The 17065-nt window shown below is 30.9% G+C and carries 17 protein-coding genes; 13 read left to right on the top strand and 4 right to left on the bottom strand.

From position 1 onward, the window contains the following. Positions 1–73: 73 nt before the first annotated feature. A complete protein-coding gene (yfkAB, locus tag KA814_RS08015) occupies positions 74–1234 on the bottom strand; it encodes a radical SAM/CxCxxxxC motif protein YfkAB (RefSeq protein ID WP_191905113.1) in 1161 nt (386 codons plus the stop codon). A gap of 176 nt (positions 1235–1410) precedes the next feature. Here yfkAB and KA814_RS08010 point away from each other — a divergent pair, with 176 nt between their 5' ends. The 7 genes from KA814_RS08010 to KA814_RS07980 all read left to right on the top strand — a co-directional run bounded on the left by KA814_RS08010 (position 1411) and on the right by KA814_RS07980 (position 7189). Continuing rightward, on the top strand, positions 1411–1581 hold the full coding sequence (locus KA814_RS08010; RefSeq protein WP_019469624.1) for an SE1561 family protein: 171 nt from the start codon (positions 1411–1413) through the stop codon (positions 1579–1581). A gap of 89 nt (positions 1582–1670) precedes the next feature. Further along, positions 1671–2189 (top strand): type 1 glutamine amidotransferase domain-containing protein, encoded by a 519-nt coding sequence (locus KA814_RS08005; protein WP_046207946.1) that lies wholly within the window; start codon positions 1671–1673, stop codon positions 2187–2189. Positions 2190–2509: 320 nt separating this feature from the next. Next, positions 2510–3322, top strand: coding sequence for a monofunctional peptidoglycan glycosyltransferase SgtB (gene sgtB, locus KA814_RS08000; protein WP_046207945.1), 813 nt, complete (start codon positions 2510–2512; stop codon positions 3320–3322). Between the two features lie 350 nt (positions 3323–3672). Further along, positions 3673–4491, top strand: coding sequence for a recombination regulator RecX (recX, locus tag KA814_RS07995; RefSeq protein ID WP_046207944.1), 819 nt, complete (start codon positions 3673–3675; stop codon positions 4489–4491). After that, the gene (locus KA814_RS07990; RefSeq protein WP_046207943.1) at positions 4469–4783 is read left to right on the top strand and encodes a YfhH family protein; all 315 of its coding nucleotides are present in this window, start codon (positions 4469–4471) and stop codon (positions 4781–4783) included. Before recX ends, KA814_RS07990 begins: the two co-directional genes overlap by 23 nt. Before the next feature lie 15 nt (positions 4784–4798). Next, positions 4799–6331 carry an ATP-binding cassette domain-containing protein gene (locus tag KA814_RS07985; RefSeq protein WP_046207942.1) on the top strand — a complete coding sequence of 511 codons (1533 nt, stop codon included), beginning with the start codon at positions 4799–4801 and terminating at the stop codon, positions 6329–6331. A 9-nt stretch (positions 6332–6340) separates the two neighbouring features. Then, positions 6341–7189: a sugar ABC transporter permease gene (locus tag KA814_RS07980; RefSeq protein ID WP_046207941.1), complete on the top strand. Its 849-nt coding sequence runs from the start codon at positions 6341–6343 to the stop codon at positions 7187–7189. A gap of 82 nt (positions 7190–7271) precedes the next feature. Here KA814_RS07980 and KA814_RS07975 read toward each other — a convergent pair whose 3' ends face one another. Then, entirely contained in the window at positions 7272–8249 is a 978-nt protein-coding gene (locus KA814_RS07975; RefSeq protein ID WP_046207940.1) for a metal-dependent hydrolase, read from the bottom strand. A 123-nt stretch (positions 8250–8372) separates the two neighbouring features. On the opposite strand from KA814_RS07975, the gene mutY reads away from it, so the two are divergent. From mutY to KA814_RS07960, 3 genes are all read left to right on the top strand, one after another. Continuing rightward, entirely contained in the window at positions 8373–9419 is a 1047-nt protein-coding gene (mutY, locus tag KA814_RS07970) for an A/G-specific adenine glycosylase (protein ID WP_210122717.1), read from the top strand. Between the two features lie 66 nt (positions 9420–9485). Beyond that, a complete protein-coding gene (ntdP, locus tag KA814_RS07965) occupies positions 9486–10028 on the top strand; it encodes a nucleoside tri-diphosphate phosphatase (protein WP_019469633.1) in 543 nt (180 codons plus the stop codon). A gap of 196 nt (positions 10029–10224) precedes the next feature. Then, entirely contained in the window at positions 10225–11961 is a 1737-nt protein-coding gene (locus KA814_RS07960; RefSeq protein WP_064209713.1) for an ABC transporter ATP-binding protein, read from the top strand. An 84-nt stretch (positions 11962–12045) separates the two neighbouring features. Here KA814_RS07960 and KA814_RS07955 read toward each other — a convergent pair whose 3' ends face one another. Then, entirely contained in the window at positions 12046–13140 is a 1095-nt protein-coding gene (locus tag KA814_RS07955) for an FUSC family protein (protein WP_210122716.1), read from the bottom strand. Positions 13141–13215: 75 nt separating this feature from the next. Beyond that, positions 13216–14505, bottom strand: coding sequence for a glutamate-1-semialdehyde 2,1-aminomutase (locus KA814_RS07950; protein ID WP_064209712.1), 1290 nt, complete (start codon positions 14503–14505; stop codon positions 13216–13218). An 81-nt stretch (positions 14506–14586) separates the two neighbouring features. On the opposite strand from KA814_RS07950, the gene KA814_RS07945 reads away from it, so the two are divergent. The 3 genes from KA814_RS07945 (at position 14587) to perR (ending at position 16555) form a co-directional block, all read left to right on the top strand. Continuing rightward, positions 14587–15042 carry a peroxiredoxin gene (locus tag KA814_RS07945; RefSeq protein ID WP_064209711.1) on the top strand — a complete coding sequence of 152 codons (456 nt, stop codon included), beginning with the start codon at positions 14587–14589 and terminating at the stop codon, positions 15040–15042. 6 nt (positions 15043–15048) lie between these two features. Further along, positions 15049–15999, top strand: a complete 951-nt coding sequence (locus tag KA814_RS07940) for an NAD(P)-dependent oxidoreductase (RefSeq protein ID WP_064209710.1) — start codon at positions 15049–15051, stop codon at positions 15997–15999. 94 nt (positions 16000–16093) lie between these two features. After that, positions 16094–16555: a peroxide-responsive transcriptional repressor PerR gene (gene perR, locus KA814_RS07935; protein WP_046207933.1), complete on the top strand. Its 462-nt coding sequence runs from the start codon at positions 16094–16096 to the stop codon at positions 16553–16555. The last annotated feature ends 510 nt before the right edge of the window (positions 16556–17065 follow it).

Here is a 17065-nt window from a genome sequence, read left to right as displayed (position 1 = left end):
TGACTAAGGATATTCATCTTATTTGAAAATGACATTCCTTTTTTGATTGAATTATCAAATTTAATAGAGATGATCAAAGCATAGGATAACGTCGATGCATATCTATTTCATTTTGTTTGAAATTTGTATCAGGATAATACATATTTTTCACAAGTACATTTGGTCCTAAGCAATTAAATTTAGGGCAATGGCAGTTTAATGATTGTGCTAAAGGTGTCTTTAACCATGCATCAAAAACATCTGTGAGTTTATCATTTTTAATATTTGATAAAGTACCATTTTCATCACCAAAATCAGTCACTATAATGTTTCCAGAGAACACATTCACATTTAATCTATTTCTACCATCTGGATCATTTCGCATCGTAACATTTTTGGAATTTCTTAATCTATGTAGTAATGCTTGATCATCTTCGTTGGAAATACATGGATAAATGGGTAATGTACCAAAAAGCATCCATATATCTGGATGTCGAATATCTAGTAAGTGATGAATTGCTTCTTTGATTTCAGCTAATGATAACACCTCTAATTGACTAGCAAAGTCAGAAGGATACATCGGATGAATTTCATGTCTTTGACATTTCATATCATTAACAATTTCATTATGTATTTTATTCAGATAAGGTCTTGTACTTTTGTTTAACATTGTTTCAGCAGAAATGAACATGCCTTGTTCAGAAAGTGTTTGAGCGTTTGATAACATTTGATCATAAAGTCTCAATTTTGCTTTCAATGGTGGCTGTTTTTCCATTGCTCCAAATCCAACTTCTGTAAATTCATCTATCGTTCCCCAATTATGTGAAATATGCATTACATCAATATATTCAGCTATATCTAAATATCTGTCGATAGGTAATGTAAGATTTGAATTCATTTGAACATAAATCCCGCGTTCATAGGCGTATTTCAATAGTGGTTTCACAACATTTTTAATAGATTTCTTTGAAAACATAGGTTCACCACCAGTGATGGACATCGTTTTTAAATTTGGGATTTCATCCAAACGTCGATAAATTAAATCTATTGGTAAAGGAGAAGGGTCTGCAGTTTGAAGTGTGTATCCTACCGCGCAATGACTGCAACGCATATTACAGAGATTCGTCGTGGTGAATTCAATATTACTTAAAGTTAATGCATTATGTTCTTGAATATCATTATAGGTTTCCCATGGATCATTAAATATAGATATAGGTTTTTTAATACTAGATAATATAGATTTTTGATATGTCATTTAAAACATCCTTTTATTAAAGCTTGGTTTAGGTTTAAATATATGAAATGGTTAAACATATAGAAATTATTCTAATTTTGTTAAATTATTTCAGTTTATAATTATTAAGACTTTAGCAAAATTTGTCAAATCCATGTTAGTATAATAATATCTGAAAAAAAGGAGTTACTAATACAATGGATGACAATCAAACAATAGATCAAATAAAAAAGAGATTAGAAAAATTTATGAATGATATCGATCATGTGAACCCAAATGAAGTAAAAGTAGAAGACATAGACGAATGGATTGGCTTATTAGATCAATTAGAAGAAAAAGTTAAATCAGTTTCGAAATCATCAGATTAAATTTCGGAGTATTGAAAGTTTTTATGTTTAAAAAACTCTAGTTTCGTCTATACAGAGTATATAACATAAATATGGAAAGGTGATAATTCATGGCTAAAAAAGTAGCAATTATTGTAACGAATGAATTTGAAGATGTAGAATTAACAAGTCCTAAAGAAGCAATTGAAGAAGCAGGACACGAAACTGTTGTTATTGGAGATGAAGCCAATAGTGAAGTTGTTGGGAAACATGGTGAAAAAGTTTCTGTGGATGTAAGTATTGCTGATGCAAAACCAGAAGATTATGATGGATTATTAATTCCAGGTGGTTTCTCACCTGATCATCTACGTGGTGATTCTGAAGGCAGATACGGTACATTTGCTAAATACTTTACCAAAAATGATGTCCCAACGTTTGCAATTTGCCATGGACCACAAATTTTAATAGATACAGACGACTTATCAGGTAGAACAGTAACTGCAGTACTAAATGTTCGTAAAGATTTAGCGAACGCTGGTGCACAAGTTGTTGACGAATCTGTAGTTGTTGATAAGAATATTGTAACTAGTCGTACACCTGATGATTTAGATGACTTTAATAAAGCAATCGTAGATCAATTAAATGCCTAATCATTTGTGGTACGTCAATTTTAAAAAATGGTATTAATGAAATAGTTGTCTATGTTTTAGATGAATTTACTTTGAATGTGCTAAAGTGGTTCATTATAAAATATAGGCAACTTTTTTGTTTCTTATTAGCATTGAATTTTAAATTCAAACCGTATTTTGGTATTGAGATATTATAAATTTTAAAAGCTTTGATCATAATGCCATGATAGGAGTTACATATACACCCTTGGACCGATTTTTATGATTTACTATAGATAAAAATTCCAACAATTGATAAACTCACTTATAATGATATGAGAGCAATATAAAGGAGCTACCGCATGAAAAGAAGCGATCGTTATAAGCAAACAACCAAAAAATCTCAAGCTGATACTGTAAACGAACCTCAATATAATACTTATTTTCAGCCAGTAACAAAAACAAAAAAACAGAAAAAAGGAAAAGGACTTTTCTTCAAATTACTTATTCCTATTTTAATTGTTTTAGGAATATTTATTGCTATAATGTATGCTTTGAGTACGCGCGCAGATATTGATGAATTAAAAAAAATAGAAAATAAGAATTCGTTTGTATCTGTCTCAAACATGCCAGAATATACTAAAGGTGCATTTATAGCTATGGAAGATGAACGCTATTATAGGCATCACGGATTTGATATAAAAGGAACGTCAAGGGCACTTTTTTCGACATTAAGTGATAAAAATGTACAAGGTGGAAGTACAATCACGCAACAGGTAGTAAAAAATTATTTTTATGATAATGAACAGTCTATTACACGTAAAGTTAAAGAATTGTTTGTAGCTCATCGCGTTGAAAAAAACTACAGTAAAGATGAAATACTTAGTTTTTATATGAATAACATTTATTACGGTAGTGATAATTATTCAGTAGAATCAGCTGCAAATTATTACTTTGGGGTTACGACAGATAAAAATAATCAAGAGTTGCCACAAATTTCAGTTTTACAGAGTGCCATTTTAGCAAGCAAAATTAATGCACCTAGTGTTTATAACATCGATGATATGTCGGATAATTTCATAAATCGAGTGAAAACTGATTTAGAAAAAATGAAACAACAAGAATTTATTTCAGATGAACAATACAAAAATGCATTATTAGAATTAGGCGTATGATTATAGTAATATCAGCAAGTATCACGAGAAGTATAAGATAAGTTGTCAAAGAGAAGTCCCTGCCTTAGTAGTCATGAAAAAATGAATGCTTGGAAGGGGCTTTTTTAAATATTTTAAAAATACAAAATACGTTAATTTCAACTGTGCAATGAAGGTTTTTTAAATGCTTGTTAAGTACTATAAAATATATTGAAATTTGTAGATTAACGATGTCATTTTGTGAAAGGAATAAACCTTGAACCATGATATAATTTGTATATAAAAATAATGAAGTTGAAGTTTGCAAATAAAAATCACTATAATTCCATTCATAAACAATATAAGTTATTCTTATAAGTGGAGTGAAGATAATGCCGAAAATCACAAAAATAGAAGTTCAAAAAAACAATAAAGAACGTTTTAATTTATATTTAGATGATGAATTTGAGATGGGTATTGATATTGATACTTTTGTCTATTTCAATCTTAAAAAGGGACAACTTGTTGAAGCAGCTGAAATGGAAAAAATTCAAAAGTATGAGCAATATAGACAAGCGATTAATATAGCGATTCAATATCTGTCATATAGAAAAAGAACTGAGCACGAAGTGGCACAGCATCTAGCAAAGAAAGATATTTCAGAAAGTGTTATTGCAGATGTATTAGATTATTGCCATAAGCAAAATTTAATAGATCATAAAGACTACGCGAATAGTTTAAAAAACACAATGATTTTAACTACGGATAAAGGACCAGAAATTTTCAAACAAAAATTACGCGAAGCTGGTATAGAGCAAAATATCATTGATGAATATGCGCTTTTATATAATGAAGAACAACCTTTAGACAAGATTATAAAATTAGCAAATAAAATATTGAAACAAAAAAAAGGGCCACAAATAAAGCGTGAAGAAAAGTTGAAACAATCTTTGATGCAAAAAGGTTATACATTTGAAACGATTAACATTGTGATGGAAGAATTAGATTTTTCACAATCAGAAGAATCATTAGACATGTTATTACAAAACGATTTAGAAAAAGCGTATACTAAGAGTTCGAAAAAGTATACAGGTAGAAAATTAGTCAATAAAACGATTGAAACACTTATGAGAAAAGGCTATCAATATGATAAAATAAAATCTAAACTAGAAGAGAGTGGAATTGAGAATGGAACGGAAGAAATTGAGTGAAATGAGTGAAATAGAATTACGTCATGAAATTCAAGGGTATAAAGAACAAATGCGCAAAGCAGAAATGAATGGTATTTATAACGAGTATGACGTATATGCAAGTAAAGCAATCATAGCAGAAAGCTATTTAGTAGATAGAAATAAAGTAGAACTTGGCAAAATTTATCAACTGAATGATGGTACAAAAAGTTATTTTAAGGTAGAACGACTTAAAGGTATTTTTGCATGGGGATTCAGAATCAATAGTTCAGAGCCAGAAGAAGGTTTGCCCTTAGCATTATTAAAACTGTAGAAGGATGAAGATAGTATGGGTAGTTCAATTATTTTAAAGTTACTTAATGTAACACATTACTATAGAAATAAAAAATCAAAAAAGTGGTATCAGCCTTTTGGTTATGATGCAGATAACATAGAGTTAAATAATATTAATCTACATATCTATCAAGGTGAATCACTTGGCATCATCGGTGAGCCTGCGTCTTCAAAATCTCTTGTAGGTCGGATATTAAGTGGTGAAATTAAACCTGATAAGGGAAGAGTTGTGCGCAAAACAGATTTGTTTTATGCAGATATAGACGATAAATATGCTCAAAATATATCGGTTGAAGATTACATATCTAATGCAGTTACATTATTCCCATACAAAGTCAATACGCATAAAGTTGAACAAGTTCTAAAATATGCACATGTCGAAGCGCAAAGTGATACGCCTATATGTGAATTACCAGATGAAGTATATGCCCGCATACTTTTTTCACTTGCCAGAACATCTAAAGCAAGTATTATTATTTTTAATAAAATACTGCAAAATTTAACGGATGAATATTTTGAAAAAGCAATTGAACTATCAGATGAATACATAAATAATAATTTAACCATTGTTATGATAGATGACAATGTTGAAAGAGTTAGTAAGGCAAGTAATTATATAGCGTGGGTTTCGCATGGTCAACTTAGAATGGAAGGTTCTATTAAACAAGTCATTCCTGTATTTAATGAACATGAGAGAGATAGAGCATCTTTAGAAAGTGATGAAGAAAAACGAAATTTTGATTTAGATTGGAAAAAAAGTAGAGCGCGTACGCCTGAGTTAACTTATAATTTCAAACGAATTGAAAGATATAACCACGTTAAACCACCGGTTGTACTAGTTAGATTCTGGACATTTATAACTATTTGTATGCTAGGTGTGCTTTTAACAGCAGTGTTAATATTTAATGATATTGGTAAAATTAACATAGGACAAAATGAAGACCAAGCCACTATTCAAAACCAACCTAAAAATCCTTACGAAGTTAAACTATCATACGGAATCGTATTAGATGATTCAGTTAAATTAAAGAACCTAAAAAAAGGAAAAGAGTTAAGTCCTAACAAGTACGCTTTGCTTACCATTACTGGTGAAAACACAAAAAATTATCGTGTTAGTGTCGATAATCAGTCTTATAAAGTCGGAAAAAAAGATATTCGTTATTTTGATCCAGCAGGTTTATTTGAAGAACATAGTGGGGATGCACTCGCACCATTTATGAGTAAAAATTATAGTAATTATTTTGAATTTTTTAATAGTCACTTACATAAAAAGCATGGTACTGTGACAGATTCACTAGTTCCAGAAGAAGGGAAAAATGATCGCTTTATTGTACCTATCGTTCAACAACCGATTGCAATGATATTTAATGATCAAAATAAACTTTCCGGGTTTACAATTCCGATGAAAGATAAAGCGAAGTTAAAAGAGAAATTTAATATTGATAATAACTTCTGGATTACTAAATCAGGTGATGGTTATTTCATGGCAGATTTTAAAAATGATAAATGGATATATATTGAATTGTAGGTGTAGTAAATGATAGATAATTTAATTAATTTTTATAAGAATGCACCATTTTTAAGTAAACACTTGTACCATCGATTAAAGGGGCAATGGAAATGGTTTGTAATACCATTTATTATTAGCATCCTGTTATTATGTCTGCTAATGTTCATATTTAATGTGAATGGTACAGAAGAAATAAAACAAGCACGTGGTTATTTTAGATTAGCAGCATTAATAAGTTTTTCATTTATCTGGATAGCTATTTATCAAAGTTATCAATTGTTTAAAAAAGAGTATTTTACTGCTAAAGTTTTTAATTTGAATCCAATTTTTCAAACGATTATGATAGCTATTATTTCTAATTTATTAATGTTTATTGCGTTAATGATGATTATATTAATGACACCAGTTAATATAGAGAGTTCCATTCCATCGACAATATACTTTGTTATAATGTCAATTATCTTTGTCGTAGTTATTTCTACAGTATTTGGTTTACTAACTATTACAAAAAATAATGTAGATATCATATTTTATATATTATCAGTCATTATGTTTTTTCTCGTACCAATTGTGTATATTCCGTCCAGTAATTCAACAGTAATTTCTCATATTTTAATGTTGAACCCGTTATTTTATCTTATAGAGGGAATCTCACAGTCTGTTGTTTTAGGTGCATTAAGCTTAAATAATATACCATACCATTTTTATTTTATATTTTTAATGGCGACAGCTTGTGCATTGATATTTGCTCTGTTTAGAACGACAGCATATCAGAAATTTAGAGTTGCGCATGAGAAAAAGGATACTGATGACAAATTAAAAAATGATTCAAATCATAACGAAAATGTAATTGCTCAAAATACAAACCATAAATAATGATTTTAGTCATTTTCAATCTTATTAGTAAAGGCTGAGACACAATCTTGTGTCCCAGCCTTTGTTACTACCAATAAAATTTTTACTTTGCAAATAATTTTTTTTGTAATTTATCTTCACTAAACACCCAACCAATATAAGAATGATCAATATTCATAAATTCGTCTAGATGTGCGATTGCTACAAAAGAATAGTGACCATTTTTTAGATAGCGTAAATCGATTAGTCTAATTTCTGTCGTGTCATCATCTAGCTTTCTAGCTTGCCAGCGATATATAGATGAAAAGTTAAGGAAAGTTTTTATGTTTTTATCATCTTTAACAAATTGCATTAAATCATTACTAGGAAAAGGATGACGCTCAGATTTATCACTAAAAACGATATTTCTACCATAACTGCGTCCAACATAATCGTGATTTTCTGTTTGAATAGCAACACGCCATTCCATAAATCGCATGGTAGGTGCAACGAAAACTTTAACAGGGTTATGTTCTTGCTTTATTTGTTTAAGCGCTTGTTGTTTAATGATGGCTTGCATCCTAAACCGAATAATATAATAAACAACAAGAATACCAAAAATAGGGAAAAATGAAAGGTATGGATGTAAGCCTAATACCCAAAGTAAAATGCCGACACACCAAAGGATGAATATGATTGGGTCAAATGTATTGATGACACTGAGTTGAATCCATTTATTTGTGATGGGTCTGAGCGCTTGGGTTCCATATGAATTAAATATATCAACAAAGACATGAAGAAAGACCGCAAGCTGAGCCCATAACCAGATATGGCTAGCATCAATATTTTTAAAAAATGTAAATATAAATAAAGTTATAAGTAATGGCCACAGAATCGTAAAAGGTATTGAATGTGTTATACCTCTGTGATTTGATATATAAGTGGCATTATCCTTAAGTTTTAAAACTGTGTCTCCATCTGGTATTAGAGAACCGATGATTAGAGTAGTTGCAGTTGCTGCAAATGAACCAGTCATCGCTGGGTCTTGTGTTGCCAAAGCGGTTAATCCAATACCCATGACAATATGCGTACCTGTATCCATAAGTATCCTCTCATTTCATTTCAATATTATTTCTATTATAATCTAATATACTAAATAATAAAATTAACATACTAAAATGAAGAAAAAAAGTTTTAGAATCACGTAGAGAAAGAGATGTATAACATGTATAACGAATCAGAATTTAAAAATAATCTCGTAAAATGGTTTGAGAAAAATCAAAGACAAATGCCATGGAGAGAAACTAAAAATCCATACTATATTTGGTTAAGTGAAGTAATGTTACAACAAACTCAAGTGAAGACGGTTATCGATTATTATCATAAATTTGTAAGTAGGTTTCCAACAATAACTGATTTAAGCAACGCACATGAAGATGAAGTGCTAAAATATTGGGAAGGGCTCGGCTATTATAGTCGTGCATGTAACTTCCATAATGCAATCAAAGATGTAGCGGTAAATTATAATGGTGAGGTACCTAATGATCCGAAGCGTTTTGGGGAACTGAAAGGCGTTGGTCCATACACACAAGCAGCAGTTATGAGTATTGCTTTCAACCTTCCATTAGCAACAGTCGATGGTAACGTTTTTAGAGTGTGGTCAAGATTGAATAATGATTATCGCGATACTAAATTACAAACCACGAGAAAAGCATTTGAAAAAGAATTAGAAACATATGTTCAAGAAGATTCAGGTACTTTTAATCAAGCGATGATGGAACTAGGCGCATTAATTTGCACACCAAAAAATCCGTTATGTTTATTTTGTCCTGTACAAGAACATTGTGAAGCCTTTGAACAAGGAACAGTTGAGCAGTTACCTGTAAAAACGACAAAAGTGAAGAAAAAACATATAAAACAAAATGTCTATATAGTGCGTAACGAAAAGGGTGATTTACTTATTGAAAAAAGAACTCAAAAATTATTAAATAATATGTGGGAATTTCCTATGTATGAAGCGGAAAGCAACGAAAATATTAATACACAATTATTTACAGAAATTGAATTTCAAGCTAAACCTGTTTATTCTTTAAAACATCAGTTTACACATTTAACATGGGATATTGATGTGTATATATCTAAAAGTTGTGTTAATCGGCAAGAGATTACATTAGCTAACAATATGCAGTGGATGCCTGTAGATGATAAATTTAATTATAACTTTCCAGTAAGTATGTCAAAAATATATAATTTTTTAATAACAAATAATTAAGGTCGTTCTGTAATCGTTAATTATGTTATAATTCAATATGTGAAATCAGAAAAGGTGGTGTGGAGCATGGTTAAAGAGTCCATACCTAAAGAGGGTCAGACGATAAAAATTCAAAGTTATAAACACGATGGAAATATACACCGTGTTTGGTCTGAAACAACTATTTTAAAAGGTACGGATCATGTAGTCATTGGTGGTAATGACCATACATTGGTAACAGAAAGTGATAATCGCACATGGATTACAAGAGAACCTGCAATTGTATACTTCCATTCCGAATATTGGTTTAACGTTATTTGTATGTTTAGAGAAGATGGTGTTTATTATTATTGTAATTTATCCTCACCATTTGTCTGTGATGAGGAAGCACTCAAATATATAGATTATGATTTAGATATTAAAGTCTATCCCAATGGTAAATATCATTTATTAGATGAAGATGAATATGAACAACATATGCGTCAAATGAATTATTCATCTGATATTGATGTAATTTTACGAAGAAACGTAGATATTCTTCAACAATGGATTGAACAAAAAAAAGGTCCTTTTGCACCGGATTTTATTAAAGTTTGGCGTGAACGGTTTAAAAAGATTAGAGATTATTAAGCATATTTAATGTAATTGATAGTTATATCCGATATAGTATTAAAGGTATATATGATACAAGTTAATTGTATAGAATAAATCTTAATAGCAAATGCTTAACTAAATGATCTGATTGTAGATAATTGTAATAACAGCCTCGTTGAATTTCAACGAAGGCTGTTTCATTTGCTGAAATAAGCAGGGAGGTATAGTTTGTATGATTCGCAGATATATACAATTCGTAAAACCATATAAATGGCGGATCATTGCCACAATTCTTGTTGGTATATTAAAATTTGGTATTCCAATGCTTATTCCGTTATTAATTAAATATGTTATTGATGACATTATCAATAACGGTGCAATCTCGGTAGAAGAAAAATTTGCTAGATTGGGAATTGCGCTAGGAATAGCCGTATTTATTTTTGTAATCGTAAGGCCCCCTATAGAATTTTTAAGACAATATTTAGCTCAGTGGACAAGTAATAAAATATTATATGACATTCGTAAGCGTCTATATAATCATTTACAAGCACTAAGTGCAAGATTCTATGCTAATAACCAAGCTGGGCAAGTTATTTCACGGGTTATTAATGATGTTGAACAAACAAAAGATTTCATCCTGACAGGCCTTATGAATATTTGGCTTGATTGTATCACTATCATTATCGCTTTATCTATTATGTTTGTACTAGATGTAAAATTAACACTAGCTGCAATTATAGTATTTCCAGTTTATATTTTGACTGTCTACTTCTTCTTTGGACGTTTAAGAAATCTGACACGTAAGAGATCTCAAGCCTTGGCTGAAGTACAAGGATTTTTACATGAACGTGTACAAGGCATGTCAGTCATTAAAAGTTTTGCAATAGAAGATAACGAAGCAGTGAATTTTGATAAGCATAATAGCAATTTCTTACAACGCGCATTTACGCATACGAGATGGAATGCCTATTCATTTGCTGCAATTAATACAGTAACTGATTTAGGGCCATTAATTGTAATAGGTTCTGGTGCGGTTTTAGCTATTAACGGTTCCATTACAGTTGGTACGCTCGCTGCATTTGTGGGTTACCTCGAACAATTATTTGGACCTTTACGTAGATTGGTTTCTTCATTTACAACATTAACGCAAAGTTTTGCATCGATGGATCGTGTGTTCCAACTTATGGATGAAAGTTATGACATAAAGAATAAAAAAGGTGCCTTACCATTAGAAATTCAAGAAGGACGTATTGAAATTAATAATGTGAGTTTCCGATATAATTCGGATGAATCTACGATATTAAACCATATTAATTTGGATATCGAACAAGGCGAAACAGTAGCGTTTGTCGGTATGAGTGGTGGAGGTAAATCAACACTTATCAATCTCATACCAAGATTTTATGATGTTACAGATGGTGAAATTAAAATTGACGGCACCAATATTAAGTCCTATTTAACAGGTAGCCTCAGACATCAAATTGGATTAGTTCAACAAGATAACGTACTATTCTCAGATACGATTAAAGAAAATATTTTATTAGGCAGACCCGATGCAACAGATGAAGAGGTCATTGCTGCTGCAAAAATGGCAAACGCACATGATTTCATCATGGAATTAACAGATGGATATGATACAGAAGTGGGTGAAAGAGGAGTTAAACTCTCTGGAGGCCAGAAGCAACGTATATCTATAGCGAGAATCTTCTTGAATAATCCACCGATTATTATCTTAGATGAAGCAACGAGTGCATTGGATTTAGAAAGTGAATCTATTATACAAGATGCATTAAATATCTTAAGTAAAGATCGTACTACGTTAATTGTGGCACATAGATTATCTACAATTACTCATGCAGATAAAATTGTTGTTATAGAAAATGGTGAAATAGTAGAAAGTGGCACACATCAAGAATTATTAGCGAAAAAAGGTGCTTATGAACATCTTTTTAGCATTCAAAATTTATAAAAAGACTTTGAACGAACTAATAAATATAAAAGACCAGAGACAATTTTAAATGTCTCTGGTCTTTTTAGTTAAAATATTGAGTTTTTATAGATCAAAATCTTCTTCTTCAATTTCAATTTCATTATCATTAGAATGATATGAGAAGAAACTGATAACTAAACGATCCAAGTGTTCTATAGTATAACGATATTCTTCTATAGCTGAAATAATCTGCATTATATTAGTGAATGAATATGTTGTCTGATAAGAATCTTTAATGATTTCGCGTTGGAAAGCATCCATTAAATCTTTTTTTTGTGGATTTTCTATCTGACTATCAAAGTGACTAATATCATAACGTGCTTTCTTTGAAATACTAATAAAGATTTGTTCGTGATAGGCGATTAGCAAATCTATTTCTAATTTTATTTGAAGTAACAGCTCGTTATTCAAATTATGAAGATCGTTTTGATAACGATTCATTCGTTTTAAAACATCGTATGCTTGCCGTGTGCTACGGACAACTTGTTTAAATAGAATTTTTTTTCTATTTTGCGCATACATTTGCTTTTTCGTCCAAGGTCGTTCTTCTTCGTAGTATTCAAAGATTTGTTCTAATTTTGTAATACGTTTGCTGATTAGCCCTCTATCCTCTTTTATATGATGATATTCAGAGGTATCATTTAATACAAGTTTGAACCATACAAAGATATCTGAACAAATGTTTAAAGAATTATAATAAATTTTAGACTCGAATTTAGGGGGTAAGAATAAAAGATTAACTGCAGAAGAACTAATTACACCTACCATAACAAGGACAAATCTGTAAAATGCAGAAATATAAAAGTTACCAGTATGTGTTCCCATAATAATTAATGCAGTTATACTTGCAAGTGTAGCTACATGTTCCAATTTAAAACGGAATAAAATAGCAATTAATAATATAACAGTAACCCCCATGATTACTGGATTATTACCAAAAACAGTAACCATAACAACTGCCAGTATTGCACCGATCAGGTTACCAATTGCTCTTTCAGAAATTGTTTTAATGGAACGAAAAACACTTGGTTGCATCGCGATTACCGCACTGACAGCAGCGATTGCTTTTAATCCTGCTTCATCAGGGAACAGAGAAGCGATAAACAAAGCAAGTATAATAGCTATACCTGTCTTCAGAATGCGTGCTCCTAATTTCAAATGTACCGCTCCTTCATATATTTAATAAATTTATGTTTATACTTGTTATACAACGATTCCCTATAAAATTCAAGTTTATTTCATTTGACTAAAAGCATAATCTACAGCATCTAATGTTTTTTCAATATCATTTTTAGTGTGTTCAGTCGTTAAAAACCAAGCTTCAAATTTTGAAGGGGCGAGATTAATACCTTGATGTAACATAAGTTTAAAGAATCGTGCAAAAGCATCACCATCTGAATTTTCAACTTGATCATAGTGTGTGACAATTTCGTTTGTAAAATAGAGCGTTAATGCACCATAAACTCTATTGACTGTAGCAGTGATATTGTGTTTTTGTATTAATTTATTTAAACCATCTTCTAATTGTTGACCTAGGCTATCTAAATATTCATAAATACCATCTTGTTCTAATACTTCTAATAATGCGATGCCTGCTTTCATGGATAATGGATTTCCAGCCATCGTTCCAGCTTGATATGCAGGGCCTAGGGGAGCAACTTGTTCCATAATATCTTGTTTACCACCATAACCACCGATAGGTAAACCACCACCTACAATTTTACCGAAGGCAGTTAAATCTGGATAAACTTGGTATAAGTCTTGTGCACCACCATAATGGAAACGAAAAGCGGTAATAACCTCATCATAAATCACTAAACTTCCATTATTATGTGTAATTTCATTTACTTGTTCTAAAAATCCTGGTTTAGGTTTAACCATACCAAAGTTACCTACAATAGGTTCAACGAGTACTGCTGCAATATCATCTCCCCAATAATCAATGGCTTCTTTATAAGATTCTATATCATTATAGGGTACTGTGATGACTTCTTGGGCTACACTTTGAGGTACACCGGCAGAATCGGGTGATCCTAATTGGGAAGGTCCGCTCCCAGCTGCAACTAAAACTAAATCTGAATGACCATGATATTGGCCAGAAAATTTAATTATTTTATTTCTTTTAGTATACGCACGTGCCACACGTATTGTCGTCATTACAGCTTCAGTACCAGAATTAACGAAACGAATCTTTTCTAATGAGGGGATAGCATCGCGTAATTTCTTAGCGAAGTTTATTTCAAGTTCTGTTGGCGTTCCATATAATACGCCAAGTGCTGCTTGTTCTTGAATAGCTTGAGTTACATGAGGATGAGCATGACCAGTAATTATTGGTCCATAAGCTTGTAAGTAATCGATATATTTATTGCCATCTACATCATATAAATAAGCGCCTTGGCCAGATTTCATCATTACAGGAGCACCACCACCTACAGCTTTATATGAACGAGAAGGTGAATTTACGCCTCCTAATATATATTCATTTGAGTAATTTTGAAGTCTTTCACTTTCAGTAAATTTCATTAATATCAACCTCTTTTATTTAATATTTTCGTTTATTATCGTATCATATAATTATTAATAAAAAGAAATAGGGTGAGTTATTTGTTGAAAAAAGGAGATCAATTTCCGGAATTTAGACTTGAGAATCAAAATGGTGATATTATTTCTAATGATACATTAAGAGGAAATAAAGCAGTGCTTTATTTTTATCCGAGAGATAACACGCCAACATGCACGACAGAAGCCTGTGATTTTAGAGACAATTTATCATATTTTAATGAACTTAATACAAAAGTTTATGGAATTAGTGGAGATACAAAGAAAAAACATCAAAACTTCAGCGAAAAACATAGTTTGAATTTTGATTTATTGGTAGATAAAAATTATCAATTATCCGCGGAAGTGGGTGTATATCAACTAAAGAAAAATTTTGGAAAAGAAAGTATGGGAATAGTAAGAACTACGTTCATTATTGACGAAGATGACGTTATTATCGATGTCATAGAAAAAGTGAAAGTAAAATCACAAATGGACGAATTAAAAGCAATTCTGGGGTGATTAGAGATGAAGGCAGTCAGTTTACAAAGAATGGGAGATTTAGAAAATGATTTAGTTGAAGCTTTTCCAAACGTTAAGTTTATATTTACACAGGGTGTTTCTGATATTAATGACCATGATAAAAAGGATTTGGACATACTATTTGGATATGATGGTAAATTAGATGAAGACTTTTTGAAGACATGCTCGAATCTGAAATGGTTGGCCTGGTATGCTACCGGTGTAAATAAGCTTCCTTTAAACTATATCGATAGTAATAATATCTTGTTGACGAATGGTCGAGGTGTACACGCAAAACAAATGTCTGAATTTATCATGGCGTTTATATTAGATGACTATAAAAAAATGAAGACTTCATTTATTAATCAAACAAATAAAAAATATGATTCGAAGCTAACTGGAAAAAGAGTAAGCGGGCAAACCCTTTTATTTTTAGGGACAGGAAGTATAGCGCAAAAAACAGCAACCATTGCTAACGCGATGGACATGATTGTACAAGGTGTTAATACAACTGGTCATGATGTAGAAGGGTTTTCCAAAACGTATACTATCGATAATTTATTTCAAGCACTAGAAGAAGCAGATATTGTTGTTAATACATTACCAGAAACGAAAGAAACAATACATCTACTACTAAGAGAACATTTTGAAAAGATGAAAAACGCTGCTTTATTTATTAATGTAGGAAGAGGAACAATCGTAGACGAAAATGTAATAGCAAATGTAATGAAAGAAAACATCATACGACAATCATATTTAGATGTGTTTGAAAACGAGCCACTTACTCCAAATAACCAATTATATAATATAAATAATATTACAATTACAGCACATATTACGGGCAATGGGACAGAAAACAAACAAGAAGTTACTCAGATATTCAAACGAAATCTTAGTTATTTTCTCAATAACAATACTTTAATTGAGAATGAAGTTGATCCCAATACAGGATATTGATTGAAATGGTCTTTGTTTATTGACAATTCGATAATGCAACAGTTATATTAATATTAAGTAATAATTATTATTAAATAGAAAGATGGTGAGGGACATGAGTGCAGAGATGGAAACAGTTGAACATCAATTAGAAGACTCGATTGCGTCTTTAAGAGATAATGGAATAAGAATAACACCACAAAGACAGGCGATATTGAAGTTTTTAATTGTTTCAGAAACACATCCCACTGCTGATGAGATTTATCAAGCACTTTCACCCGATTTTCCAAATATAAGTGTTGCAACGATATATAATAATTTACGTGTATTTAAAGGAATAGGCATTGTTAAAGAGTTGCCTTATGGCGACGCTTCAAGTCGATTCGATTTTAATACACATAATCATTACCATGTTATATGTGAAAATTGTGGAAAGATTGTTGATTTTCATTACCCACAACTAGATGAAGTTGAGCAATTAGCTCAACACGTAACGAATTTTGATGTGACACATCATCGTATGGAAATTTATGGTCTATGTAAAGAATGTAAAGATAAAGAGAATTTACAGCAGTAATTATAATTGAACAATTACGAAAAAACTATTAAGTTAGAAAGTGCTATATTTATAAATGTAGCACTTTCTATTACTATGAGCTTGTTTTATATCAATATAAAGTGAAAGCAAAAAATGCAATTTTAATTGACGGTACAGTGGTTAATGTGTCCCAACAGCACTGATATAATTATACAATTTGACATATTTATACATATAAAAAATAATTAGTTATTACAAAGGTAAAATTTAACTAAAAAGTTATTGAAATTGAATTGACGAGTGAGATTAATCTTGATATTATATAAAAGTCGTCAAAACGAGACGGCTTTAAAACAAACCAAAATAAAAATAATAGAAAGTGTAAATTTGACACTTGTTAAAATTATTGAATGGTTTTACAATGTTAAATGTTGAGTTAACAAACGAAACAAACTTAACAATAACAAATGAAAATTTATTATTGACTTAACAAAAACTTAATGTTACAATTAATTCTTGTAACACATCAATGAACATTGAAAACTGAAT

The sequence above is a fragment of the Staphylococcus sp. GDY8P196P genome (assembly GCF_017891705.1).
GTDB lineage: Bacteria > Bacillota > Bacilli > Staphylococcales > Staphylococcaceae > Staphylococcus > Staphylococcus ureilyticus.
Note: the sequence above shows the minus strand (reverse complement) of the source record. Positions and strands in the feature narration are given on the sequence as shown.

Excerpts from the sequence above, each read along its gene's own strand:
- yfkAB (WP_191905113.1), bottom strand. The coding sequence starts at position 1,234 with ATGACATATCAAAAATCTATATTATCTAGTATTAAAAAACCTATATCT.
- KA814_RS08010 (WP_019469624.1), top strand. The coding sequence starts at position 1,411 with ATGGATGACAATCAAACAATAGATCAAATAAAAAAGAGATTAGAAAAA.
- KA814_RS08005 (WP_046207946.1), top strand. The coding sequence starts at position 1,671 with ATGGCTAAAAAAGTAGCAATTATTGTAACGAATGAATTTGAAGATGTA.
- sgtB (WP_046207945.1), top strand. The coding sequence starts at position 2,510 with ATGAAAAGAAGCGATCGTTATAAGCAAACAACCAAAAAATCTCAAGCT.
- recX (WP_046207944.1), top strand. The coding sequence starts at position 3,673 with ATGCCGAAAATCACAAAAATAGAAGTTCAAAAAAACAATAAAGAACGT.
- KA814_RS07990 (WP_046207943.1), top strand. The coding sequence starts at position 4,469 with ATGGAACGGAAGAAATTGAGTGAAATGAGTGAAATAGAATTACGTCAT.
- KA814_RS07985 (WP_046207942.1), top strand. The coding sequence starts at position 4,799 with ATGGGTAGTTCAATTATTTTAAAGTTACTTAATGTAACACATTACTAT.
- KA814_RS07980 (WP_046207941.1), top strand. The coding sequence starts at position 6,341 with ATGATAGATAATTTAATTAATTTTTATAAGAATGCACCATTTTTAAGT.
- KA814_RS07975 (WP_046207940.1), bottom strand. The coding sequence starts at position 8,249 with ATGGATACAGGTACGCATATTGTCATGGGTATTGGATTAACCGCTTTG.
- mutY (WP_210122717.1), top strand. The coding sequence starts at position 8,373 with ATGTATAACGAATCAGAATTTAAAAATAATCTCGTAAAATGGTTTGAG.
- ntdP (WP_019469633.1), top strand. The coding sequence starts at position 9,486 with ATGGTTAAAGAGTCCATACCTAAAGAGGGTCAGACGATAAAAATTCAA.
- KA814_RS07960 (WP_064209713.1), top strand. The coding sequence starts at position 10,225 with ATGATTCGCAGATATATACAATTCGTAAAACCATATAAATGGCGGATC.
- KA814_RS07950 (WP_064209712.1), bottom strand. The coding sequence starts at position 14,505 with ATGAAATTTACTGAAAGTGAAAGACTTCAAAATTACTCAAATGAATAT.
- KA814_RS07940 (WP_064209710.1), top strand. The coding sequence starts at position 15,049 with ATGAAGGCAGTCAGTTTACAAAGAATGGGAGATTTAGAAAATGATTTA.
- perR (WP_046207933.1), top strand. The coding sequence starts at position 16,094 with ATGAGTGCAGAGATGGAAACAGTTGAACATCAATTAGAAGACTCGATT.